Here is a 22,454-nt window from a genome sequence, read left to right on the forward strand (position 1 = left end):
TATGGCAAACAGACAGACGGAAGAAAAAATCACTGCGCTCTATGAGCGCCTGTCCCGTGACGATGACCTCACGGGCGACTCGAACTCCATTCTGAACCAAAAACGGTATCTCGAAAGCTATGCAGCACAGCGGGGCTACACCAATATCGTCCACTACACAGACGATGGGTGGTCCGGCGGCAACTTTGACCGTCCCGCATGGAAGCGCCTTGTAGCGGACATCGAGGCGGGAAAGGTGGCCCATCTGCTGTGTAAGGACCTAAGTCAGATCGGCAGAAATTACCTCCAAACCAGCTTTTACACCGAGGTAATGTTCCGGCAGAATGGGGTTCATTTTGTTGCTGTCGCCAATAACATTGACAGCGAGGAACAAGAGAGCGGCGAGTTTGCGCCCTTTCTCAATATCATGAACGAATGGTATCTGCGTGACCAGTCCAAAAAGGTTTCGGCAGCATACCGTGTCAAGGGCAAGGCAGGCAAGCCCACCACTAACAACGCCATCTATGGCTACAAAAAAGACCCGGAGGACAAGGACCACTGGCTGGTAGACGAGGAAGCCGCCGCCGTGGTGCGGCGGATCTTCCGGCTTGCGGTGGAGGGGCACGGCCCCCATGAGATTGCCAAGATACTCACACAGGAAAAGGTGGAGTGCCCCGCCTATTATCTGGCTCGCAACGGCAGAGGCAGCCGGAAGAACACCGTGGACACCAGCCGCCCCTATGACTGGTACGGCTTCACGGTCAGCGCCATGTTGACCAAGCCGGAGTATATGGGGCACACCGTGAATTTCCGTTCCTCCAAAAAGTCCTACCGGGATAAGCGGGTAAAAAATGACCCGTCCGACTGGCTGATTTTTGAGAACACCCACGAGGCCATCGTTGACCCGGAAACCTGGCAGCTGGCTCAGCAGGTGAAACGGATGGTGCGCCGGACGGATACCACTGGCGTCGCCAATCCCCTGACCGGCCTTGTGTTCTGTGCCGACTGCGGAGCCAAGATGTATAACCACCGGGGCAAGCGCAAAAAGGACGGGCGGGAGTATGGAACTGACTTCTATAACTGCTCCACCTACACCCTGACCTTTGAGAGAGAAACGCAGATGTGTTCTTCTCACACGGTCAGCACTAAGGCTCTGAACGCTCTGATTCTGGAAACCATCCGCACTACCGCCAGCTATGCCATCCAGAACAAGGAGGAATTTATTCAGAAAGTTCGCAGCATTTCACAGGTTCGCCAGCAGGAAGCGGCCAAGGAGCTGAAACGCAAGGTCGCCAAGGAGCGCAAACGCAGCGCCGAGCTGGATGTGCTGATTAAAAAGCTATACGAAACCTATGCAATGGGCAAGTTGGAGGAAAAACGGTTCGAGCTGCTGTGTGCCGAATATGAGAAGGAACAGGCCGAGCTGGAACAGCTGCTTGCCTCCGAGCAGGCACAGTTGGATCAGTTCCATGAGGACACGGACCGTGCCAGTCACTTTCTGGCGCTGGCACAGAAATATACGGATTTCACCGAGCTGACCGCCCCCATGATCCATGAATTTGTGGAGAAAATTCTGGTCCATGCCCCGGACAGAAGCACCGGGGAACGGGTGCAGGAAATTGAGATTTATCTGAATTTCATCGGGAAGTTTGAAGTGCCCATGCCCGAACCCACCGAGGAAGAACTGGCTGCGGAGGAAAAGCGCCGCCAGAAGCGCATCCGTGACCATGAAAAATATCTGCGCCAGAAGGAGCGCAAACAGAAGATTGCCGAGGGACTGATCGTTCCGGGTGAACCGTACCAACTGGTGTGCCAGTGCTGCGGAGAGCCGTTCCAGTCTGTTCGCCCCAACGCTAAATTTTGCAAACCCGCCTGCCGGGAGAAGTTCTACCGGCAGGAAAAGCGGAAAGCCAAAGAAACGGAAACATCACAAACTGCATAAAGACTGCGGCCTGCCCCAACAAACCGGGCGGGCCGCTTTTTTATGCCCTGAAACGGAGGGATTTTCATGACACTCTTTGAACTGGTAAAACAGAATATTTGTGTGCCGGATGTAGCGAAACACTATGGGCTGCAAGTGGGCCGAAACGGGATGTGCAGTTGTCCGTTCCATGAGGACCAACACCCCAGCATGAAGCTGAACGAACGGTATTTTTACTGCTTCGGCTGCGGAGCCACCGGCGATGTGATCGACCTTGTGGCGAGGTTATTTGACCTGAGCAGTTACGAGGCAGCGCAGAAGCTGGCACAGGATTTCGGGATTGACCCGGACAAGCCCCCTGCGGCAGCTGCCCTGCCCAAACTGGAGCGTCCTCTGCTGAAAGCATACCGGCAGGAGGAAGTGCGCTGTCTGCGGGTATTGTGCGATTATCTGCATCTTCTGGAAGGTTGGAAACAGAACTATGCCCCATCCCATCCAGATGAAACTGGGGTCCCCAACGGAACCCAGCAAAGCGGTTCCGTTGGGGAGAGGACGAGCAGCGGAATGAGCGAGCTCTCGCCGCAAGGCGGGAGCGAGGGATATGCAGCTTGTGAGGACGAGGATGACCGGTTTGTGGAAGCCTGCCAGATGCTGGACTATGTGGAGTATCTGGCGGATTTGCTGATTGCCGCCGAGCTGGAACAGCGGGTGAAACTCGTGGAAATGCTGAACAAGGATGGCCTGATCGCCGGTTTGGAGGAACGGCTGGACAGGCTGAAAAAGGAGGATAGCGCCCATGAAAAGCAAAGCGCAGCTTGACGGGATGCCCGTCTGGTTCGATGGCAAAAGCATAAACGAAGCCCTGTTTTGTGAGGAGTTCTTGCAGACGCACAAGATCATCTTCACAAACGGGGCTTTTTTCACGCCCGCAGGCCGTGTGACCGATGAACTGCCCCTGCGGGGAGAAATTTTTGAGGAGCTGAAATGCTGTGCGGTCAGCAACATTCCCCGCAAAATCAGCAACATTGTGGAGCTGATGAAGCTGGCGGCGCTGGTGGAGGAATTTCCCTCAGAGCCGGACCGGATTCATCTTTCCAACGGGACACTTTTTCTGGACGGAACCTTTGCAGAGGGAAAGCCGAAAATCGTCCGCAACCGTTTCCCTGTGGACTATAACCCTAACGCTCCGAAGCCTGTCCTTTGGCTGCAATTTCTGGATGGCCTGCTCTATCCGGAGGACATCCCCACCTTGCAGGAATATATAGGCTACTGTCTGATTCCCAGCAACAAGGGACAGCGGATGATGGTGATTAAAGGCAACGGCGGCGAAGGAAAGTCGCAGATCGGCGCTGTGCTGGGAACTTTGTTCGGTTCCAACATGAAGGATGGCAGCATCGGGAAAATATCCGAGAACCGGTTTGCCCGTGCCGATTTGGAACATATCCTCCTGTGCGTGGATGACGATATGCGAATGGAGGCCCTGCGCCAGACCAACTATGTGAAATCCATCGTCACCGCCCAGGGCAAGATGGATTTGGAGCGCAAGGGCAAGCAGAGTTATCAGGGATGGATGTGCGCCCGGCTGCTGGCCTTCTCCAATGGAGATTTGCAGGCCCTGTTTGACCGGAGCGATGGATTTTATCGCCGACAGCTGGTGCTAACCACGAAAGAAAAACCGGCTGGCCGTGTGGATGATCCCGACCTGGCCGAGAAGATGAAAGCCGAGGTGGAGGGCATCCTGTTGTGGGCTTTTGAGGGATTGCAGCGGCTGGCCGCCAACAACTTCAAGTTTACCGAAAGTGACCGCACCAGAGAAAACCGGGAGGCAGTCAAACGGGACAACAACAATGTATATGATTTTCTGGATTCTGACGGGTATGTTCGCCTGAAAGCCGATCTATCTGCCAGCTCCAAAGAGCTGTATGAGGCATACCAGATTTACTGCACCGAAAACAACCTACCCGCCCTGAAACCCCGCAGCTTCAGCGAAGCCCTGATTGCCTGCCAGAGCCGCTACAATCTGGAATACTGCAATAATGTGACCAATGCCGCCGGACGGCGGGTTCGTGGCTTTTTGGGGATTGAGGTACTGGTGAGAAATCATATATCAGTGTTTTCCGGTGATTCGATGCGTACGTACGTACCGGAAGATGTGCCGGAGGAATGGCGGCGTTAATACTGGGGCCCCCAGCGGAACCCTGTAAAGCGGTTCCGTTGGGGAAAGGACGAGCAGCGGAACGAGTGAGCTTTCGGCTTTAGCCGGAAGCGAAGGATGTGGAGTTTGTGAGGACGCTGTACGTACGTACGCTTTGATTGACCCTTGTTCTCCCTTTTATAGCAATTCGGCGGCTATGGCAGCCAGAATCACCGGTCAAATCCCCATGCTAAATCAAGGCAAGTGAGAATCGAAAAGTAGTTGACGGTTGGAAGAAATCATTTTACGAAACTGTGCTTCTCGTCCCGGTGAACCGGGTGCATGGAATTATGGGGAAATGCACGGTTTCAAGCCAAGTCACACGTAACGAAAAAGTCGGAAGGTGCGACCTATGGGCAGGACATCACACCGGCAATTCTGAACGGATTTGGTGACAAGGAGATTTTTCACCACACAGCGAAGCGGTTATGCCAGAAGGCGTACCGGCTTCGCTTTTTTATCAAGTAAATTTAGGAGGATTTTTGATGATGACGGTACGCAATGAGATTAAGGCACAGATCGTCCGGGCGGGATACACCATGCAGGAGGTAGTTGACCGGCTCCACGAGGAATACGACTGGTCGGACAGCGTTTCCAACCTGTCGGCCAAGCTCCAGCGGGAATCCATCCGCTACAAGGAGGTTGTGGAGCTGGCCGACGTGCTGGGATATGACATTTATTGGGGTCCCCGCAAAGGCGACGCCTTTGTGGGGAGAGGAGGAGTAGCGGAGCGAGTGAGCTTTCGCACCTGTGCGGAAGCGAAGGATGCACAGCTTGCGACGACGAGGCAGAAACGGAGGTAATCCCATGACAAGTGAAGAAAAGAAACTGTTGCAGGCAAAGCACCGCTTGGAGGAAGCCCAGGCACGGGACCGGGTGAAGGAGCGAAAAGCCCGGACAAGGGGGCTCATTCAGGAGGGCGCTGTACTGGAAAAAGTGCTGCCGGAAGTACAGGCGGTAGGGCTTGATAATCTGGAAGAGTGCCTGCGGCGACAGCTGGCAGGACACGATTGAAAACGGCTGGGAGGTCTCCGGGAAACCGGGGGCCTCCCTCTTTTTATCCCGAAGGGCCCGAAGGGCGCACTTACTCACTACCTGCTAAAGCAGGCGGTGGTAGCCCTCCCGTTGGTCGGACACGTGCGCTCTCCGAGGAGGATTGCGGCTCCTGCGGGAGCCGCTGGACAAGGCTGCATTTCTGCCAAACTGCCAGCCTTGCCCATGCAGTCGGCGCAGGGCTTTCCGTTTTGGAAGCCCCTGTTCATGGGGTGGTATATTGCCACCCCATCCCGCCGCCTGCCTGCGTCAACCTGCCACCGGCAGCTTGACACAGATACAGGGGTGGAACAAATCGTTCCACCCCTGCTGGTGGTACGTCGCATTTCACGACGTACCTGTTGTAATCGAGCCCTTCGGAAAGGACGGTAGACAATGGCGATTTATCATTTGGAGGCCAAGATGGTCAGCCGTGGAGCCGGGCGCTCTGCCGTGGCTGCTGCGGCCTATCTGAGCTGTTCCCGGATGCTCAATGAGTATGACGGGGTGCAGCACGACTACACCCGTAAACAGGGCCTTGGGTGGCGGCAGGTTTTTCTGCCAGCCACCGCCCCCGCAGAGTGGCAGGATCGGGAAACCCTGTGGAACGCCGTGGAGGAAACCGAAACCGCAAAGGACAGCCGCCTTGCCCGTGAATTTGTGGCGGCGCTGCCCATAGAACTGAGCCGGGAGGAACAAATCCAGCTCCTGCAAGATTTCATCAAGGAGCAGTTCGTGGCAGACGGAATGTGCGCCGATGCTGCCATCCACGACCCGTATCCTCCCGGACACAATCCCCATGCCCATATCCTGTTGACGGTGCGCCCACTGGATGAAAAGGGAAAATGGCAGTACAAAACTGAGAAAGAATATCTCTGCGTCAAAGACGGCGAGGAACGGGGCTTTACCGCCGCCGAGTTCAAACAGGCGCAGGCCGACGGTTGGGAGAAACAGTACCAGTACAAAGTGGGCAAAAAGAAGGTGTATATGGCCCCATCCGCAGCGCAGGCGCAGGGCTATGAACGGGTATCCAAATATCCTAAAAGCACCAAATATGGCAGGTAAAATCCCATCACGGAACGCTGGAACAGCGACGAGCAGCTTGTTTTGTGGCGGGCTGCATGGGCGGATGTGGCAAACCACTAGCTTGACGTTGACGGTACGAGCCTGGTGCCGTTGTTGCATTTGCTCCCGATATTCCAGCACCTTTGCTTTGGTAACTTCCTCGCCCTCTAAAAATTGAAGAAACCAAACCGTCTCACGGACATACTTCTGTATAGTTGCGTGAGATTTTTCATGTTCGGCCAAATATGTGCGGTATTCCCGCAGGATTTCATTGTAATTGTAGTCCATTGTGCTTCACCTCTGCTAACTTGATGATATAAAAGTAGTATGACAGAATCTTTTATACCGTATTCCCTGCAAAGGTAAAACATAAAGAACGGGTGTGTGTGCCAAAGTGCTGTGGCCATATACTGCCAAAAGCATGCATCAAACATATGAATGTTTCATATTAGGAAACAGCCAAATGTACCTGTTGACGGACGGCAAACAGGACGGCGGCCTCCAGCCGCTCATGCTTGATTGAGTGCATGGAGCAGGCGGCCCGGGAGCGGTATTTGTAGGTAGAGCAGGCGTAATACACATTTTTCCCGCTCTGGCTCCGTGTAATGGATTTTCCGCAATCTGCACAGCGGAGAAAACCGCTAAACAGATGTAGCTCCTTTTTCCGTGGGGCCGTCCGGGTATCCCGCTTCAATAGGGCTTGCACCTTTTCAAAGGTTTCCCGGTCTATAATCGCCTCGTGGGTATCGGCCACCCGCACCCATTCATCCTCCGGCACAGCCTCAATTTCATGTACCTTATAGCTTTTCACACGGCGGCGGCCCTGTACCAAATCCCCGGTATAAATAGGGTTGGTAAGAATGTTTGTAAGCACCCGATCCCCCCACATGGGATTGTCAGATACAGCGCACGAATATGGCAGACCTTTATTTTTTCGGTAGCTTGTCGGGCTGGGAATGCCGTGGTCGTTTAGGTGGTAGACGATATCAACATCCAGTCCCATGAGTATGACCCGGTTGATCTCCAGAAAGTACAGGACACACTCAATCAGGTATATGACCGCTTCGTTGCAAAGTATGGAGCCATCAACAGCAAAGGAAACATCCTCGCTTTTTCTGATGATGACCAATTCCCCTTGCTGCGCTCTATCGAGGATGAGCGGAAAGACAAGACCGGTTGGGATAAATCAGCGATCTTCACCAAAGCCACCATCCGTCCTTTCCGTCAGGTCAACCATGCAGACACCGCCGAGGACGCCCTTCAAATCTGCCTGAATCACAAGCTGCGGGTGGATCTGCCCTATATGTCCTTCCTGACAGGAAAAGCCCCACAGGAGTTGGTGCAAGAGCTGGATACTCGCATCTATCTCAATCCCCAGAAATACTACGGTAATCCGCTGGAAGGATGGGAACTTGCAGAAGAATATCTCAGTGGTCATGTGCGGGATAAACTGCTCTACGCACGTCAGAAGGCAGCAGAAGAACCGGAACTCTTTGCCCGGAATGTAGAGGCTTTGGAGGAAGTACAGCCGGAGCCGCTGACTCCTGCTGACATCGAAGTGAATATGGGTGCCATCTGGGTTCCCATTGAGTATTACCGCCAATTCATGTATGAAACCTTCCAGACCAGCGGATATGAAAAGGTCATCGAGGGCGGCGACAACCGACACCGCATTGACATTGAGTATTTCTCCTATACCACGACCTGGCGTGTCACCAATAAAAATGCGGAACCGGATTCCGTAATGGTCAACCAGACTTTCGGAACCAAACGGAAAAATGCTTATGAGATTTTTGAGGATTGCCTTAATATGCAGTCCACTACTGTCCGTGACCGGCAGGAATACATCAACGAAAAGGGCAACAAGTCGGTTAAATATGTAGTCAACGCACAGGAAACCATGATTGCCCGTGCCAAGCAGCAACAGATTCAGGAAGCATTTGCGTCCTGGGTTTGGAAAGAACCGGAGCGCCGGGATAGGCTTCTGCGCATCTACAATGAAACCTTCAACACAGTTCGCCCCCGTGAGTTTGATGGGAGCCATCTCGTATTTCCCGGCATGAACACGGAGATGAAACTGCGGAAGCACCAGCTTGATTTTGCTGCCCGTGTCATCTATACCGGGACGGGGCTTGCCGCACATGAGGTAGGCGCCGGAAAGACCGCTGCTTTAATTGCCGCCGGGATGTACCTCAAAAACCTGGGAGCGATCCACAAGGCGGTGTTTGTGGTTCCCAATCCCCTGGTGGGCCAGTGGGCAACAGAATTCTACCGCTTTTTCCCCAACGCAAACCTTTTGGTATCCACCGCAGAGGATTTTACTCCCAAAAACCGCAACCGCTACATTTCTAAAATCGCCACCGGAGAATATGACGCAGTGATTCTGGCGCACAGCCAATTTGAGAAAATCCCAATCTCCACAGAGCGGCAGATTGCTATGCTGGAACGGCAGATCAACGATATTGAAAATGCAATCCATGAAATCAAGAGCGAAAATGGCGAGAATTGGTCTGTCAAGCAGATGGTCATTTTCCGCAAAAATCTGGATGAGCGGCTGAAAAAGCTGTCTGCCGAGGAAAAGAAAGACGATCTGCTGACCTTTGAGCAGCTCGGCGTAGATATGATGATGGTGGACGAGGCGCACTTTTTCAAAAACTGCTTTGTCTTTACGAAGCTGCGGAATGTGGCTGGTATTACAACCTCAAGCAGTCAACGCGCCTTTGATATGCTGCTCAAATGCCAGTATTTACAGGAAACGAATCAGGGGCGCGGCGTAGTATTTGCGACCGGAACGCCAATCAGTAACTCGATTTCCGAACTGTTCGTCATGCAGCGGTATTTGCAGCCGCAGGAGTTGGAACGCTTCGGCTGGTCCTACTTCGATACCTGGATCGCCCATTTTGCAAAGAAAGCCTCTGTGCTGGAATTGAAGCCGGAGGGCGGCGGCTATCGGATGCGTGATCGCTTCGTCCGTTTCTACAATCTCCCTGAACTGATGGCTGTCTTTCGTGAGGTCGCTGACATCAAAACAGCGGATATGTTGGATATTCCCGGACTCCCGACTGTTCGCACTGGTAAAGCGGAGATTGTTTCGGTGGAAGCCACACCCGCACAGCAGGCGATCATGGCCGATTTTATTCTGCGGGCGGAAGCAATCCGAACCGGCCGAGTGAAGCCGGAAGAAGATAATATGCTGAAGCTGACCGGTGAGGCCCGCCTGATGGCGATTGACCCGCGCCTGATTCGACCGGATGCGGATGGTACAGGAAGTAAGTTGAGTGTCTGCATTGAGGATGTTTATCAGGTTTGGAAGGACACCGCCGCCTCTGCTTCCACGCAGCTTGTCTTTTGTGATGTTGGCACTCCCAAAGCCGGGAAATTCAATGTATATGATGAAATAAGAAATGTGCTGCTGGCAAAGGGTGTGCCGGAATCGGAGATAGCCTTTGTTCACGACGCCACTTCTGAAGCACAGCGGCAGGAACTGTTCGAGCGTACCCGCCAAGGAAAAGTCCGTATCTTAATCGGCAGCACCAGCAAGCTGGGAACCGGCGTGAATGTTCAGAATAAGGTAATCTCCATTGACCATCTGGACTGTCCGTGGAAGCCCTCTGACATTACACAGCGAAATGGACGTGGGGTACGGCAGGGCAACGAAAACCCGGAAATTATGATAAAGCAATTCGTAGCCAAAGGAACATTTGATGCGTATCTCTGGCAGATTCAGGAGCAGAAATTGCGCTATATCACGCAGATTCTCACCGGAAAACACATTGCCCGCTCTTGTGAGGATGTGGATGAAACCGTCCTGTCTGCCGCACAGTTCAAGGCGGCTGCTACCGACAATCCGATGGTCGCACAGAAGATGGAATTGGAAAACCGGGTCACGGAATTGAAAATCCTGCGGGGTGCGTGGAGCAATGAACAGCTTGCTTTGGAACACAAGGTTATGGAAGCCCCGGACCGGTGGGCTGATCTGGGATTTGCCAATCTGCTTGGACGGTATGAGGAAGCAAAAGCCCACAATGCCCCCATTGCTGCGGAGCGGCAACGGCAAGCTGATGAAAGACGGGCGCAGCAAGACGCCCGTGAACAGCAGTTGGCACAAGAACGACAGGCCCGTTACGATTCCGCCATCCGTGAGGCCGAAGGAAATATTATGGCGGGAAAGGAGGTGATAAACCGGGAGATCAACGGCAAATCTCTCATTATGCAGCTCTTTCGTGAGCATGAAATTCCTGTTCCTCTCAAAACACAGGGCTGGATCATCAATTCGCTTCACAGTATCCGGTACGATCCCCAAATTGGAGAATGGAACTACCGCTATTTCAAAGGCAGCCGGGACAGCACCAAAATGTTTGACCTGCTTGCCAAACTGTCCGCTGCGATTCAGACCCGACAGCAGTTTGAAGAACACGGGGAATCCCCGCCGGACACCCCTGTGTTGGACTGTGAGGAAGAACAGGATATGGAACTATAAATCTGGTTTTTGAAAGATTAACTATTAAAAGTCAACCCCAAAAATGAATGGTGGTGGTGAAAAGAGATAGTTCAAGAAAGGTATAGCAAAGCAGAGGTCCGTAGGGACCCCGGCGTAGGCTAACAAGATGGAATTAGGCCGCCAAGCTGCAATAAGGCTGTCTGGATCTTTCCAGGGCAAACAGCAGACGAACTAACTTTTTGGTGGCATGAGAAAGTGCGACATTGTAGTGTTTGCCTTCATCTCTTTTCTTAGCAAGGTAAGCAGCAAAGGTTGGGTCCCAGTGACAGACATACTTGGCTGCGTTGTAAAGAGCGTAGCGTAAGTATCGAGAGCCACGCTTCTCCATGTGGGGATAGCAATTTTTGAGCTGCCCGGACTGGTAAGTAGAAGGCGACATTCCGGCGTAGGCCAATAATTTGTCCGGCGACTCAAACCGAGAGAAGTCGCCGATTTCAGCAAGAATCATGGCAGCCATACGAAAGCCCATGCCAGGGATAGTTATAATGGGAGACTGTATCTTGTCCATCATTGTCTCAATTTCAGCCTCGATTTCAGCGATCTCAGCATCCAATTCACGGATAAGCCGGATGGTATGTTGCAATTCCAGGGATTTGGCAGGCATACAGGACCCAACAGAATTCTGAGCAGCGCTCCGGATAGTAACAGCCATATCCCGACCGTAGCGACCTTTGGAGGCGTTTCCCAAAAGGGTTTTGAGCCTTGTCAGGTGTGCCTTGGCAATCTGTTTGGAACCTGGAAACTCTTCCAGCAGAGCGTAGACAGTCGCCAAATGGAGAGAGGACACCAGCTTCTCCAGTTCAGGGAAGAGAATGCAAACCAGTCTGGAAATTGAGCTTTTCAGCTTTGCTCGTTCTTTCACCTTGTCAAAACGGTATCTGGTGAGTGACTTTAGTTCCTCGTTGTGATATGCTGTATTCGTGTAGGGTTTGAGGCCCACATCGGATAACAGCATAGCAGCAATGGTTCGAGCATCTACACGGTCGGTCTTGGTCTTTCGCAGGCTGAGACTTTTCCGGTAGAGGTTCGTGCGTAGGGGATTCAAGACATAGGTGGCCAGACCGTTGTCCAGAAGAAACCCAAGAATGTTGTAGCTGTAATGCCCGGTTGCCTCAAGCCCTACTTTTATTTTGTCCTGCGGTGTAGTACAAGCTCGAATTTTTTCCAGTAGAGCATCAAAACCGTCCATGTTGTTAGGGATAGTAAAAACATCCGCCAGGACTTCACCCTCTGAGCTTACAATGAAGCAATCATGCTTGTTTTTTGAGACATCAATGCCAACAGAAACTACCATAACAAATACCTCCAGAGAAAATATGTGATGCTGTATCCACAGTACACCTTACTTTTGTAGCCTTGTTCCACATAAACCGTCTGGCGGTATTTAACTGATTAACAAAATTGTAAGGGGCTGTGGTTGGAACCTTTCGTGAACCATCTTGTGGTAGGAGCCGCCAACCAATCCACAGCATCCCTTACAGTGTAGCACAGCCCTTGGAGAGGGGCTCTAATAACTACTACTCTATAATACAAGGAGCCAATATGAAAAAAGCAATTTTGAGCGTATCCGCTGCCGCCGCCATGATTGGCGGCCTTTTCTATTTTGGCTGGTATCGTAACCGCCACGGCGCCAACTAAGCAAACCGACCTGTCTGGAAGGAGGTGAAGCGATATGCCGATGACAGCGACAATGGCGCCCTACACCCTTTTCATTCTGGATGATGATAGCCGCCAAGTGCGGCTATGGGGTGTCCACTGTAAAGCGGGCGCTGGATGAGTTGGTGAAAGCGGGGTATATCGTCAAGCAGGCCCGGTTTGACGAGCGTAAGAACGGCGGCCAGACCAGCAACCTCTATACTTTATGCTCTGACTTACTCTGCCCTGACGAGCCGGAAAACGCCCCTGTGCTGGAAGATGATGCGTCTGATGAATCCCCGGCAGTGCAGCCGGAAAGCGCCCCTGCGGATGCCTGTAACGCCCCCGATCCCACACCTGGGGAGCAGTCTGCCACTTTGCCGACAGCGGATTCCTACTCCTTTGCGGATGGCTTTGAAACAAAAATCGGGCGGCAGAATTGCCGCCCGATTCGTATGTGGACTGGGGGGCAGTCCATTTTTATACCCCCTTGAACCGTACAGGTGAACAGATACTTACGGATGAAGAAAAAAGTAATAGCTGGCCCAAAATTGCAAAAAATAAGACGGACAGGGGCCGTAACCCCTTGCCGTCAGTCATCGGATTGCAGCCGGTTGATAAAGCCGATCAGCATAATCAGATCTTCGTCCTTGAGTTTTCTCATTCCGTCCATTGCTTTTCGGATCAGTTGGGGATTGACTGCCTCGGTATCAAAAAACTGCAACGGGGTGATCTCAAAGTAATCGCAGATTTTCAGGAATTGAGCCATTGACGGGAGGGAACGCCCGGATGAAATCCCCTGGATATAACTCCGGTTCTGCCCTAAAGCCAAACTCATTTGATACTCTGACTCACCCTTTTTCAAACGCAATTCGGTGATCCGATTGCGGATAAATTCTTCATCCATATCCTCACCTCGCTACATACAAGGATAGCAGATGAAACGCTTGGATAATGAACATAGTATGTGTTATAATATTGTTTATATACTGCTTTACGCCGTTTTAATTGCGTTATTTTCTGTTTATATGCGTGAAAGTGCAGAACGAGGTGAGATTGGTGAAAAACACTTATAGCTGCGCCGTTACCGGGCATCGTCCAAGCCGCTTCAAATTCAAGTATGCGGAGGATTACTCCCTCTGCAAAAAAATTAAAAAAACCATGCGGGAGGTTTTTCAGAAACTGCATGATGAAGAATCTGTCCGGCGCTTTTATGTGGGCGGCGCTTTGGGCGTGGATATGTGGGCGGCGGAAGAAATTCTCCGCTTGAAGGAGCAGCCTGGATATGGTGACATTGAGTTGATCGTAGCCCTGCCGTTTGTCGGCCATGATTCCAAGTGGGATGAACGAAGCAAGCGCCGGATGGAGTTTATCCTGCGGCATTGCAGCCAAAAAGAAGTGATTGGGGACGAGGACTGCCGGGAGAGTTATATCAAAAGGAATTGCTACATGGTGGATCAGGCTGACTACCTGGTAGCGGTTTATGATGATAAGCGAAATTTGCGTTCGGGAACCATGCAATGTGTCGGGTATGCAAGGAAGAACAATGTTCCGGTAGTTCTGATTCACCCAGACACAGCCAATATAACCTACCCAATGTAAGCTACCCAAGAGCGCCGGGCGTGACCTTCTTTGGGCTTGCATTTGGCGCCTTTTATATTGTAAATACAAGCATTAACACACCAGCACTTATGCAATAATTCATATTTTGTGCCTTGTATCCTTTATTGCATGGCTCGCCGCACTGGTCATGTGTTCAGTCGGGAACAGCTCTACAATGCGGCCTAGGGCGAGGACTATGAATTAGGCACCAATACCGTGGACAACACGATCTGGCGCCTACGGAACAAGCTGGAGTCTGATCCCAGGCACCCCACCTACATCAAGACTGTATTTCGAGTGGGATACAAAATTGAAAAATAGTATGCCAAAAGCATTGAGCATGATGATCTACTGGCTCTGCGCTTGGCGTGGGGGCTGTATGCCTCTGCGTCCGGCGCTCTTTTTATTCCTGTTCTATCGGGAAGTTTGGCAATTCTTCCAGCAGCTTCATAATCAAGTGCTGCGTCATATCTCGTGTTCAGCATATAAATTGTGGCGCTACTACACCCTATAATTTATATTTCCTGGCTTGTTCTATCATCACGGAACAAAGTATAATAAGTCTATCAGAACCCACGGCTGTGAAAAAGACGGGAGTTAGATAATCAGGACTGGATGCCAACAGTTATATTTACGAGCTTAGGAAATTCTTAATCAAATTTCATGCAATTCGTTGAGATTAGCTTAGCAAAAATTGATATGCTATAAATAAATGGTGTTGTTATATAGATGGAGGGGTTAGATGCCAGAAAAAATCTTAGTTGTTGACGATGAACAGGATATAGCAGATTTGCTGGAAGTATATTTGCAAAATGAAAATTATACTGTATACAAGTTTTATTCCGCAAGAGAAGCATTAGATTGTATTGAAAAACAAGAAATTGATCTCGCTATACTTGATATAATGTTGCCGGATGTAAATGGATTCTCAATTTGCCAGAAGATTCGGGAAAAGTACACCTACCCTATAATTATGCTGACTGCAAAGGATGAAGAAACAGACAAGATAACAGGACTAACATTAGGGGCAGACGATTATGTGACAAAGCCTTTTCGTCCCCTTGAATTGATTGCAAGGGTAAAGGCACAGTTGCGAAGATATAAGAAATATAGTTCGGTTCAAACCGAAAATCGTGTTGCCTCCATTCTGACTTATAAGAGACTGGCACTTAACACGCAGACTTATGAATGTACGTTGAATGGCGTTCCTATCTCTCTAACTCCAACAGAGTTTTCTATCCTGCGTATTCTACTTGAAAAGCAAGGTGTGGTTGTAAGCCTTGAAGATTTATTCCACATGGTATGGAAAGACGAATATTATAGTAAAAACAGCAGCACAATTACTGTTCATGTTCGGCATTTAAGAGAAAAATTGCAGGACACCGCAGAGAAGCCGCAATATATAAAAACAGTGTGGGGTATTGGGTATAAGATATAAATAACTATGGTTGGAGATTGATATGAGGAAAAAATCGCACTTTATTACACCAGTTCTATTTTTATTGTATTTGGTACTATTGGTATGGATTATTCTATTTAAGCTGCAATTCTCCATTGCAGACTTGGATCGGATGCGAGAAATCAACCTAATTCCTTTCTACTACAAAGAAGAAGTCAGTTTTCATGCGACAGAAGTTTTGGAGAATGTATTGATTTTTGTACCGTTTGGAATATATCTTTGCCTGATTTTCAAGAAACTCCGTTTTAGTGGCAAACTATTTCTGATTGCTGGAATGAGCGTGCTGCTGGAACTTTGCCAATATGTTTTGGCAGTAGGAAGATCTGATGTTACAGACCTTATTACAAATGTTTCAGGCGGTTTGATTGGAGTCTTTCTCTATAACACCATTGTCCGGCTGTTTCATAATCAGAAAAGAGTAGATCAAATAATTATTATTTCTGCCACTATTGTAACTGTAATTGTTGGCGGAGGATTGCTATTCTTGCTTGCCGTAAACTAATGGGGGTGAAAGTTTTGAAGAATAGTTGTTATGCCATCGAGAAAAGGCTTTGTTCGCATCTATTTTTGTTTTTGGCCTTATATGCAATGATTGGCTTTGCTGGATTATTGCTGTCAAATTATGTTTTGGAATTGTTCCCGTCCCCGATCTGCACATGGATTTCTCAACGGTTAGATATATTCTTTGCGTTGTATTTAATCATTGGCTTTTGCGGCATTTTCTATTTTTACTGGAAAAAACCGTGGAGATATTTGAATGAGGTTATAAATGCCACAGAAATTATCTATGAGCAGAACAACCATGCTATCGAATTATCAGAACCGCTTCGGGCAGTTGAAAGCCAGATGAACCAGATTAAAATGTCCGTACTTTTAAGCCAACAGGCTGCAAAGGAAGCTGAAATAAAGAAAAATGAAATGGTAATGTATCTGGCACACGATATTCGTACACCTTTGACAACAGTGATAGGATATTTGAGCCTACTTAACGAAGCAACCGATATGCCAGCAGAGCAAAAAGCCAAATATATTGGCATTGCGCTGGATAAGTCAGAGCGACTGGAAACCCTAATCAACGAATTGTTTGAGATTACGCGCTACCATACCAATACCGTTCAAATAGAGAAGCAATCAGTTGATTTATATGCTTTGCTTTCCCAAGTCATTGATGATTTCTACCCTACTCTTTCCGCAAAAGGAAATACAACGGAAGTATCTATGGACGATGGCTTAACTGTTATGGGCGATCCCGAAAAACTTGCCAGAGTATTTAATAATCTGTTGAAAAATGCAGTATCATACTGTTATGCCAATACTAAAATATGTATATCTGCAAAAAAGAAAAATCGTTATGCTGTTGTGATTTTTCAGAATTGCGGGCCAACCATCCCAGCAGAGCAGCTAAATTCAATTTTTGATAAATTCAACCGTTTAGACGAGGCCAGAACATCCAATACAGGTGGGGCTGGTTTAGGTCTTTCGATTGCAAAAGAAATTGTAAATCTACATGGTGGAGAAATAACCGCACAAAGCCAAAACGAGATGATAACATTTACGGTTACAATACCACTTGCAGATTAAAAATCTTAGGATTTTCTTAGGAGTATTCCACACCAAAATTAGAGATTGTAAAGCCTCTGTTCGCTACAATAAGTAGTGAGCAGAGGCTTTACTTTTGTTTGAAAATGGAAAAGGAGTGATGATGATGGAATTAAAAATTGAACATCTAAGCAAGCAGTTCAAAGATAAAACCGCTGTCGATGATGTTAGCTTGACCCTGACAAATGGCGTATGGGGACTTCTCGGTGCAAATGGAGCAGGCAAAACAACCCTTATGAGGATGATTGCCGACATCATGGCACCGACCAGCGGAACCATTTACTATGATGGTACGGATATTCGCAAAATGGGGAAAGACTACCGGGATCTGTTTGGCTTTTTACCGCAAGATTTTGGGTATAGCCGTGATTTTACTGTTAAGGATTATCTCGAATATGTGGCTGCGTTAAAGGACGTCCCTACAAGGGAAACCAGCAGAAAAATCAATTATCTGCTGGACATACTTACCCTTTCAGATGTAAAGCGCAAAAAGATTGCTCAATTATCGGGAGGAATGAAACGGCGTGTAGGTATTGCCCAAGCTATGCTGAACGACCCGAAGATTTTGGTCATGGACGAACCAACTGCTGGGCTTGATCCCGGAGAGCGCGTGCGTTTCCGTAATTTTATTTCGGAATTTTCCCATGATCGCATTGTACTCATTTCTACCCACATTGTTTCTGACATTGAGTATATTGCAACACAAAATGCAATTATGAAAGCCGGAAAGATTGTTGATGTCGGGACAACAGACGAGCTTGTAAAGCAAATTGAGGGGAAGGTCTGGACTTGTACGATACCGGCCAGAGATTTGGGCCAGTATGAGATGCACTTACGGATTATCAATCAGCGCGGAGAAGATAATAACCAAGTATCCATTCGGTATCTGTCTGAAAAATCTGAGATCGAAGGCTCTGCTCCAATATCGCCGCGGCTTGAGGACTTGTATCTCTGGCTGTTCCCGCAAGCCGAACATGAAAAGGAGGGAAATTGATATGCGGTTATTCTGTTTGGAAGTAAAAAGAATTATGAAATCCCGGCGCACCATCATTTTACTTACCGCTGCATTGCTTCTGGCGGTAATCATGGCATATCTCCCGATTAGTTTTGAATCCATCAATCGTCCCGGTGACAATGGTTCTGTTGTTGAACTGAACGGAATGGAAGCAATTCAATTTAAGCGAGAGTATCGACAAGATACCTATGGAGATGTTACACCGCAAAAAATTGCAGATGCTTTACGAATATACCAGAAATATGTTCAGCAATATGGCACAGTAGAAGATATGCCATTGGACGTTTATACAGAAAATGTAATGGCTATTCGACCGCTTCTTGATCGCTTGCCGGAAGCCTTTGCTGACCCTCAAACGGGCATAGGGGCTGATCTAATGGAGATTGATCCAGATATGGTAGAACAAAACCTTTACGGACAATTTGCATCTCACTTGAATGACATAATGAACCTTGAACAGAAAGAACATCCATCAGCCAGAGCATTTGCATCAGAAAAGTATGACGAGGTAGATAAGCCTTACCAGCTTTATTCTGGTTTGAGCCGGGATGCGTTTGATTATATCGAGCTGTATATTTTTATACTCTCCATTTTGTGCATTGCAATGGTAGCGCCAACATTTGCTAATGAATATCAGACTGGAAGCGATAGCATTATGCGCTGCACCAAAAATGGCCGTGTGAAATTTAGTGTAATTAAGATACTGGCCGCCGGTGCTATTTTTACAGTCGTATTCATAGTGGGAATGGTGATCCATTTATCTATCATCAATCTTGCCTTTGGAACAGAGTGCTTGAAAACATCTTTCCAGATGTTGTTCTCAATTATAAACCTGCCTAACATCAATTTGGGACAACTTCAAATTATTTTAGTATTATCGGGCCTTTTATCCTTGTTGGCAAGTATTAGCTGTACGCTGTTCTTATCTGCAAAATGCAAGGATTCATTGAGCGCCCTGTTGATTTCACTTGCTGTTATGCTCTTACCGACTATTGTTTATACTGCATTGGGCAGCTCTGTTTGGGTTTCTACAATTTTGCCCTCTGCTGGTATTGGCTTGCAAAACAATTTTCTTTATCAGCTTTATGGCTTTAACTTTTTATATATCGGAGATATGAGTTTTTGGACGCCATATATTATCCTGATTTCCGCAGCATTAGAAATTCCGCTGTTCTTGTTTTTGGCAATTCGGGCTTATTGTAAGCACCGAGTCGCTTGACAACTATATAAACAAGCTGTGTACCCGGACGCTCTACGATCTGGACGGTATGCCCCATGTGCGGGTGGACGAGTACATGAAGTGTCGTTTGCAAAATAAGCTGATCCGGGTTATCCTGAACAGCCTATGAGAAAGCGCCGGACGCGGCGGCCTGCTGGCCCTGCGTCCGGCAATCAAACATAAGACAATGGATATTAAACGCAAGGAGACTTCCTCATATAATGCCACAATAGTTGATTGCACTTCAAAAGACACCTTATTCGAGAGAACCTTCTTGACTTTTACTATCAATAATAGTATTATTGTTAATAGCAAACCTTGGAGGTGTCGTTATGTCATCAATCGACTTAGTCATACTTGGTATTGTATTGGAGAAACCACGAAGCGCCTATGACATTCAGAAGGATGTGGAGTACCACCATTTTTCTCGCTGGACTAAAATAAGCGTACCTTCTATTTATCGTAAGGTTCTCCAGTTGAGTGAGAAGGGTTATTTGCAAAGCGATATTGTCAAGGGTGATAGGTTTGCGGATAAGGCCATCTATTCTATTACCAATCAAGGCAAAGCGTATTTCAAGGAATTGATGGCCTCTTGCGCCGCTGGCCCAGTACCCTTGCTATTCGATTTCAATGTGGTCATTACCAATTTGAACAAGATGGACAAAGCCGAAGCGTTGGAGCTGGTTTCGACTTTGCGCCGGAGCATACAGTCCTCGGCTGAATCGAACGAGGGCTATGAGCGGGAATTTGCAGACATTCCCTTGGTTGGGAGAACGATTTTTGAGCAGCAGCAGCTTCTCTATCGCACCCTTCTGGAATGGCTGGATCATTTTGAAGGGCAGTTCTTAGAAGAATGAGTACAGGCCCCCAAAGCAGTTTGACCATCCTGTTTGAAGCTCCATTTTGGATCGGTCTGTATGAAAGAACGGATAATGGCAAGTACGAGGTATGCAAAATCACTTTTGGCTCAGAGCCTAAAGATTACGAGGTCTATGAGTTTTTGCTGAAGAATTGGCACAGGCTGAAATTCAGTCCCCCAATCCAAGCCGAAGTAGCCATAGAGCGAAAAATCAATCCCAAACGTATGCAGCGCGAAATTCAAAGCCAACTGCAAGATAAAGGTATTGGAACAAAGGCGCAGCAGGCGTTGAAACTCCAGCATGAGCAATGTAAGCTGGAACGCAAAACCAAGAGCCGTGAGCAGAAAGAAGCGGAGAAAGACCGCCAGTTTGCCATACGACAGGAAAAGAAGAAAGCCAAGCACAGAGGAAGATAACATAAAGATAGAATGGATTTTATGCCCCTTTGCGGTAGCAGATAACATCTTTTATAACCTGTGCCTGTATGTTTATCAAGTGAAGCAGGAATCAGTGTTTTCCCAACTTATTCCCATTGGAGGTGAGCAGCATGGGAGAAATCATAGTAATACGAACTTCTGATCCTGATGAAAGTATCTACCGAGCTATTATAGATGCCCTACAAGAAAAGGATGTCCAATTTCTTCATGCTGCCAGCCTCGAACCCTCACGCCTAATTTTGGGCGATATAGAGATATTTCCAGAGCGGCGGCGAGTCACAAAGGCCGGTGTGGAGATCTGCCTGAACTACGGAGAGTTCTCGATCCTTTACTGCATGGCCCGCTGCCCTGGGCGTGTATTCAGCCGGGAGCAGCTTTACAATGCGGCCTGGGGTGAGGACTATGAATTAGGCACCAACACTGTGGACAACACGATCTGGCGGCTACGGAGCAAGTTGGAGCCTGACCCGAAGCACCCCACCTATATCAAGACTGTTTTCCGGGTGGGATATAAAATTGAACGATAATATACGGGGAACGCCAAATGTAGCGGCTCAGGTCGATACTACATTTGGCGTTCTTTCATTCGATGGCACCATTTAGAAAATTTTCAAAATGAACATTGACTTTTTTTCCTATTGTGCTACAATGAAAATATCATTTAGAGATTCTTCAAAATAACAGAGGCAAAGGTGAAAGCACTGTGAGTTTACCTAATATTTTCAAAGCATTAAGCGATCCCGTCCGACGGGAGATATTACTGAAACTAAAACAAAAACGGAAGATGTCAGCCGGTGAAATTGCCGCAGAATTTGACTTGACTAATGCCACTATTTCATACCACCTTTCTACTCTAAAAAAGGCTGATTTGATTTTTGAAACGCGCTATCAGAAATACATCTATTATGAAATCAATACATCGGTATTTGAAAGTGTTGTTATGTGGCTTATGCAATTTCAGGAGGATAAAGATGAACCCCAAAAATAAACGAACCTTGTTTCTGACAAGTACAATTTGCATTATTTTGTCCATCGTAGCATTCGCGCTGTCCCACATGGGCGGGGCCAGTAACGAAAACTATATTCTGCTCTATGTGATTGCCGTTTTGCTGAATATTGTTCTGAACCTTGCGCTTAATATCAAAATTGCTTCGACAAACGGAGCCAAGGCGTTAGTGTCTTTGGGCAAATGGATTATGCCGATTGCGGGAGTTGTATATTTGATCCCGCAGGTATATTCCGTACTGTTTCCTGCCAAGACCATGCAAGATACTTATTGGTATGTTTTTATTGGTATTTTGTTTATTGTCAGTGGCAATTATTTTCCCAAAAACCACATCAATCCCTATGTCGGACTAAAGTTTCCGTGGCTATTCAATGATGAAGAAGGCTGGTACAAGACGCATCGGCTGGGCAGTTATACATGGATACTGGCTGGTATTGTCAGCATTCTGCATCCACTGCACAATCTTATTTTTGTAACCGTTCCGCTAATCATTTTTCTGGTTGGCGTTGTCCCGTTGGTCTATTCACTTGTCCTCTTTTTTAAGAGGAAACAAAGCAACTAAAGGAGGTAATACTTATGAAATCTGCAACGAAGCATATTGTTATCAGCACCGTTTTGTGTGCGTTGACGCTGGTAGTCTTTCTCGCTTTCTATAATCGCCTGCCGGAGTCTATCCCCATCCATTTTGATTCTGCCGGAGTAGCAAATTCTTTCTGGCCCCGCAATGTTGTAGTGTTCGGCGTTCCCGTGGCCTGTGTCCTGCTGAACCTCATTTCTGGCTTTACCGTCAGCCAGAAAGAGAATGCAAAGCCGTATATGTACTATATCATGGCTGTTGTTGCATTCGTAGCAACGGGCATCATGATCTATTTGGGGATGAAGTGAATTGCCCCAACAAGAACTTTGGTGGCGGAACGGTTATTTTTTTTG

General features: G+C 48.2%; 22 protein-coding genes and 3 pseudogenes. 22 read left to right on the forward strand and 3 right to left on the reverse strand.

The annotated features are described in order from the left end of the window. The first annotated feature begins 1 nt into the window (after window position 1). From EFB11_RS11585 to mobQ, 6 genes and pseudogenes are all read left to right on the forward strand, one after another. Window positions 2-1,921 (forward strand): recombinase family protein, encoded by a 1,920-nt coding sequence (locus EFB11_RS11585; protein WP_122790373.1) that lies wholly within the window; start codon window positions 2-4, stop codon window positions 1,919-1,921. 66 nt (window positions 1,922-1,987) lie between these two features. Further along, entirely contained in the window at window positions 1,988-2,719 is a 732-nt protein-coding gene (locus EFB11_RS17220) for a CHC2 zinc finger domain-containing protein (RefSeq protein ID WP_243115218.1), read from the forward strand. Continuing rightward, window positions 2,697-4,076 (forward strand): DNA primase family protein, encoded by a 1,380-nt coding sequence (locus EFB11_RS11600; RefSeq protein ID WP_122790374.1) that lies wholly within the window; start codon window positions 2,697-2,699, stop codon window positions 4,074-4,076. The genes EFB11_RS17220 and EFB11_RS11600 overlap by 23 nt, the downstream gene beginning before the upstream one ends. A gap of 506 nt (window positions 4,077-4,582) precedes the next feature. Further along, a pseudogene (locus tag EFB11_RS11610) lies at window positions 4,583-4,789 on the forward strand (LLM class flavin-dependent oxidoreductase); the annotation flags it as partial. Window positions 4,790-4,901: 112 nt separating this feature from the next. After that, window positions 4,902-5,108, forward strand: coding sequence for a DUF3847 domain-containing protein (locus EFB11_RS11615; protein WP_122790376.1), 207 nt, complete (start codon window positions 4,902-4,904; stop codon window positions 5,106-5,108). Window positions 5,109-5,522: 414 nt separating this feature from the next. Continuing rightward, window positions 5,523-6,266, forward strand: a pseudogene (gene mobQ / locus EFB11_RS11620) (MobQ family relaxase); the annotation flags it as partial. Window positions 6,267-6,639: 373 nt separating this feature from the next. On the opposite strand, the gene EFB11_RS11630 reads toward mobQ, so the two are convergent. Further along, the gene (locus EFB11_RS11630) at window positions 6,640-7,194 is read right to left on the reverse strand and encodes a recombinase family protein (RefSeq protein ID WP_243115219.1); all 555 of its coding nucleotides are present in this window, start codon (window positions 7,192-7,194) and stop codon (window positions 6,640-6,642) included. Between EFB11_RS11630 and EFB11_RS11635 the strand changes: the two genes are divergently transcribed. After that, on the forward strand, window positions 7,165-10,671 hold the full coding sequence (locus EFB11_RS11635; RefSeq protein ID WP_243115220.1) for an SNF2-related protein: 3,507 nt from the start codon (window positions 7,165-7,167) through the stop codon (window positions 10,669-10,671). The genes EFB11_RS11630 and EFB11_RS11635 overlap by 30 nt on opposite strands. A 133-nt stretch (window positions 10,672-10,804) precedes the next feature. Here EFB11_RS11635 and EFB11_RS11640 read toward each other — a convergent pair whose 3' ends face one another. Further along, window positions 10,805-11,986 (reverse strand): IS110 family transposase, encoded by a 1,182-nt coding sequence (locus EFB11_RS11640; RefSeq protein ID WP_122788747.1) that lies wholly within the window; start codon window positions 11,984-11,986, stop codon window positions 10,805-10,807. A gap of 427 nt (window positions 11,987-12,413) precedes the next feature. On the opposite strand from EFB11_RS11640, the gene EFB11_RS11645 reads away from it, so the two are divergent. Next, the gene (locus EFB11_RS11645) at window positions 12,414-12,821 is read left to right on the forward strand and encodes a helix-turn-helix domain-containing protein (RefSeq protein WP_243115221.1); all 408 of its coding nucleotides are present in this window, start codon (window positions 12,414-12,416) and stop codon (window positions 12,819-12,821) included. A 98-nt stretch (window positions 12,822-12,919) separates the two neighbouring features. On the opposite strand, the gene EFB11_RS11650 is transcribed toward EFB11_RS11645, so the two are convergent. Next, entirely contained in the window at window positions 12,920-13,234 is a 315-nt protein-coding gene (locus tag EFB11_RS11650; protein WP_122790377.1) for a helix-turn-helix transcriptional regulator, read from the reverse strand. A gap of 152 nt (window positions 13,235-13,386) precedes the next feature. Between EFB11_RS11650 and EFB11_RS11655 the strand changes: the two genes are divergently transcribed. The 14 genes and pseudogenes from EFB11_RS11655 (at window position 13,387) to EFB11_RS11725 (ending at window position 22,409) form a co-directional block, all read left to right on the forward strand. After that, window positions 13,387-13,929: an SLOG family protein gene (locus tag EFB11_RS11655; protein WP_330510780.1), complete on the forward strand. Its 543-nt coding sequence runs from the start codon at window positions 13,387-13,389 to the stop codon at window positions 13,927-13,929. A gap of 198 nt (window positions 13,930-14,127) precedes the next feature. Further along, window positions 14,128-14,250 (forward strand): annotated as a pseudogene (locus tag EFB11_RS17225) (winged helix-turn-helix domain-containing protein); the annotation flags it as partial. A gap of 421 nt (window positions 14,251-14,671) precedes the next feature. Further along, the gene (vanR, locus tag EFB11_RS11665; RefSeq protein ID WP_122790379.1) at window positions 14,672-15,367 is read left to right on the forward strand and encodes a VanR-ABDEGLN family response regulator transcription factor; all 696 of its coding nucleotides are present in this window, start codon (window positions 14,672-14,674) and stop codon (window positions 15,365-15,367) included. 22 nt (window positions 15,368-15,389) lie between these two features. Continuing rightward, window positions 15,390-15,890, forward strand: coding sequence for a VanZ family protein (locus tag EFB11_RS11670; RefSeq protein ID WP_122790380.1), 501 nt, complete (start codon window positions 15,390-15,392; stop codon window positions 15,888-15,890). A 14-nt stretch (window positions 15,891-15,904) separates the two neighbouring features. Then, window positions 15,905-16,969 carry a sensor histidine kinase gene (locus tag EFB11_RS11675; protein ID WP_442906866.1) on the forward strand — a complete coding sequence of 355 codons (1,065 nt, stop codon included), beginning with the start codon at window positions 15,905-15,907 and terminating at the stop codon, window positions 16,967-16,969. Window positions 16,970-17,093: 124 nt separating this feature from the next. Beyond that, window positions 17,094-17,981 carry an ABC transporter ATP-binding protein gene (locus EFB11_RS11680; RefSeq protein ID WP_122790382.1) on the forward strand — a complete coding sequence of 296 codons (888 nt, stop codon included), beginning with the start codon at window positions 17,094-17,096 and terminating at the stop codon, window positions 17,979-17,981. A gap of 1 nt (window position 17,982) precedes the next feature. Then, the gene (locus EFB11_RS11685; protein ID WP_122790383.1) at window positions 17,983-19,221 is read left to right on the forward strand and encodes an ABC transporter permease subunit; all 1,239 of its coding nucleotides are present in this window, start codon (window positions 17,983-17,985) and stop codon (window positions 19,219-19,221) included. A gap of 7 nt (window positions 19,222-19,228) precedes the next feature. Then, on the forward strand, window positions 19,229-19,351 hold the full coding sequence (locus tag EFB11_RS11690) for a helix-turn-helix domain-containing protein (protein ID WP_442906884.1): 123 nt from the start codon (window positions 19,229-19,231) through the stop codon (window positions 19,349-19,351). 202 nt (window positions 19,352-19,553) lie between these two features. Continuing rightward, window positions 19,554-20,078 (forward strand): PadR family transcriptional regulator, encoded by a 525-nt coding sequence (locus EFB11_RS11695; protein ID WP_122790385.1) that lies wholly within the window; start codon window positions 19,554-19,556, stop codon window positions 20,076-20,078. Further along, entirely contained in the window at window positions 20,075-20,497 is a 423-nt protein-coding gene (locus tag EFB11_RS11700; protein ID WP_122790386.1) for a YjdF family protein, read from the forward strand. Before EFB11_RS11695 ends, EFB11_RS11700 begins: the two co-directional genes overlap by 4 nt. A gap of 131 nt (window positions 20,498-20,628) precedes the next feature. Beyond that, window positions 20,629-21,045: a winged helix-turn-helix domain-containing protein gene (locus tag EFB11_RS11710; protein ID WP_122790388.1), complete on the forward strand. Its 417-nt coding sequence runs from the start codon at window positions 20,629-20,631 to the stop codon at window positions 21,043-21,045. A gap of 176 nt (window positions 21,046-21,221) precedes the next feature. Next, window positions 21,222-21,506: an autorepressor SdpR family transcription factor gene (locus EFB11_RS11715; protein ID WP_040342330.1), complete on the forward strand. Its 285-nt coding sequence runs from the start codon at window positions 21,222-21,224 to the stop codon at window positions 21,504-21,506. Further along, window positions 21,490-22,086 carry an SdpI family protein gene (locus tag EFB11_RS11720; protein WP_015528511.1) on the forward strand — a complete coding sequence of 199 codons (597 nt, stop codon included), beginning with the start codon at window positions 21,490-21,492 and terminating at the stop codon, window positions 22,084-22,086. Before EFB11_RS11715 ends, EFB11_RS11720 begins: the two co-directional genes overlap by 17 nt. Window positions 22,087-22,100: 14 nt before the next feature. Further along, a complete protein-coding gene (locus EFB11_RS11725) occupies window positions 22,101-22,409 on the forward strand; it encodes a DUF1648 domain-containing protein (protein ID WP_122790389.1) in 309 nt (102 codons plus the stop codon). The last annotated feature ends 45 nt before the right edge of the window (window positions 22,410-22,454 follow it).

Source organism: Intestinibacillus sp. Marseille-P6563, from assembly GCF_900604335.1.
GTDB lineage: Bacteria > Bacillota > Clostridia > Oscillospirales > Butyricicoccaceae > Butyricicoccus_B.

What these genes read in the sequence shown, in the direction of transcription:
- EFB11_RS11585 (WP_122790373.1), top strand. Translation starts at nt 2, where the DNA reads ATGGCAAACAGACAGACGGAAGAAAAAATCACTGCGCTCTATGAGCGC.
- EFB11_RS17220 (WP_243115218.1), top strand. Translation starts at nt 1,988, where the DNA reads ATGACACTCTTTGAACTGGTAAAACAGAATATTTGTGTGCCGGATGTA.
- EFB11_RS11695 (WP_122790385.1), top strand. Translation starts at nt 19,554, where the DNA reads ATGTCATCAATCGACTTAGTCATACTTGGTATTGTATTGGAGAAACCA.
- EFB11_RS11685 (WP_122790383.1), top strand. Translation starts at nt 17,983, where the DNA reads ATGCGGTTATTCTGTTTGGAAGTAAAAAGAATTATGAAATCCCGGCGC.
- EFB11_RS11615 (WP_122790376.1), top strand. Translation starts at nt 4,902, where the DNA reads ATGACAAGTGAAGAAAAGAAACTGTTGCAGGCAAAGCACCGCTTGGAG.
- EFB11_RS11630 (WP_243115219.1), bottom strand. Translation starts at nt 7,194, where the DNA reads ATGGGACTGGATGTTGATATCGTCTACCACCTAAACGACCACGGCATT.
- EFB11_RS11720 (WP_015528511.1), top strand. Translation starts at nt 21,490, where the DNA reads ATGAACCCCAAAAATAAACGAACCTTGTTTCTGACAAGTACAATTTGC.
- EFB11_RS11680 (WP_122790382.1), top strand. Translation starts at nt 17,094, where the DNA reads ATGGAATTAAAAATTGAACATCTAAGCAAGCAGTTCAAAGATAAAACC.
- EFB11_RS11640 (WP_122788747.1), bottom strand. Translation starts at nt 11,986, where the DNA reads ATGGTAGTTTCTGTTGGCATTGATGTCTCAAAAAACAAGCATGATTGC.
- EFB11_RS11725 (WP_122790389.1), top strand. Translation starts at nt 22,101, where the DNA reads ATGAAATCTGCAACGAAGCATATTGTTATCAGCACCGTTTTGTGTGCG.
- EFB11_RS11710 (WP_122790388.1), top strand. Translation starts at nt 20,629, where the DNA reads ATGGGAGAAATCATAGTAATACGAACTTCTGATCCTGATGAAAGTATC.
- EFB11_RS11670 (WP_122790380.1), top strand. Translation starts at nt 15,390, where the DNA reads ATGAGGAAAAAATCGCACTTTATTACACCAGTTCTATTTTTATTGTAT.
- EFB11_RS11700 (WP_122790386.1), top strand. Translation starts at nt 20,075, where the DNA reads ATGAGTACAGGCCCCCAAAGCAGTTTGACCATCCTGTTTGAAGCTCCA.
- EFB11_RS11600 (WP_122790374.1), top strand. Translation starts at nt 2,697, where the DNA reads ATGAAAAGCAAAGCGCAGCTTGACGGGATGCCCGTCTGGTTCGATGGC.
- EFB11_RS11645 (WP_243115221.1), top strand. Translation starts at nt 12,414, where the DNA reads ATGATAGCCGCCAAGTGCGGCTATGGGGTGTCCACTGTAAAGCGGGCG.
- EFB11_RS11650 (WP_122790377.1), bottom strand. Translation starts at nt 13,234, where the DNA reads ATGGATGAAGAATTTATCCGCAATCGGATCACCGAATTGCGTTTGAAA.
- vanR (WP_122790379.1), top strand. Translation starts at nt 14,672, where the DNA reads ATGCCAGAAAAAATCTTAGTTGTTGACGATGAACAGGATATAGCAGAT.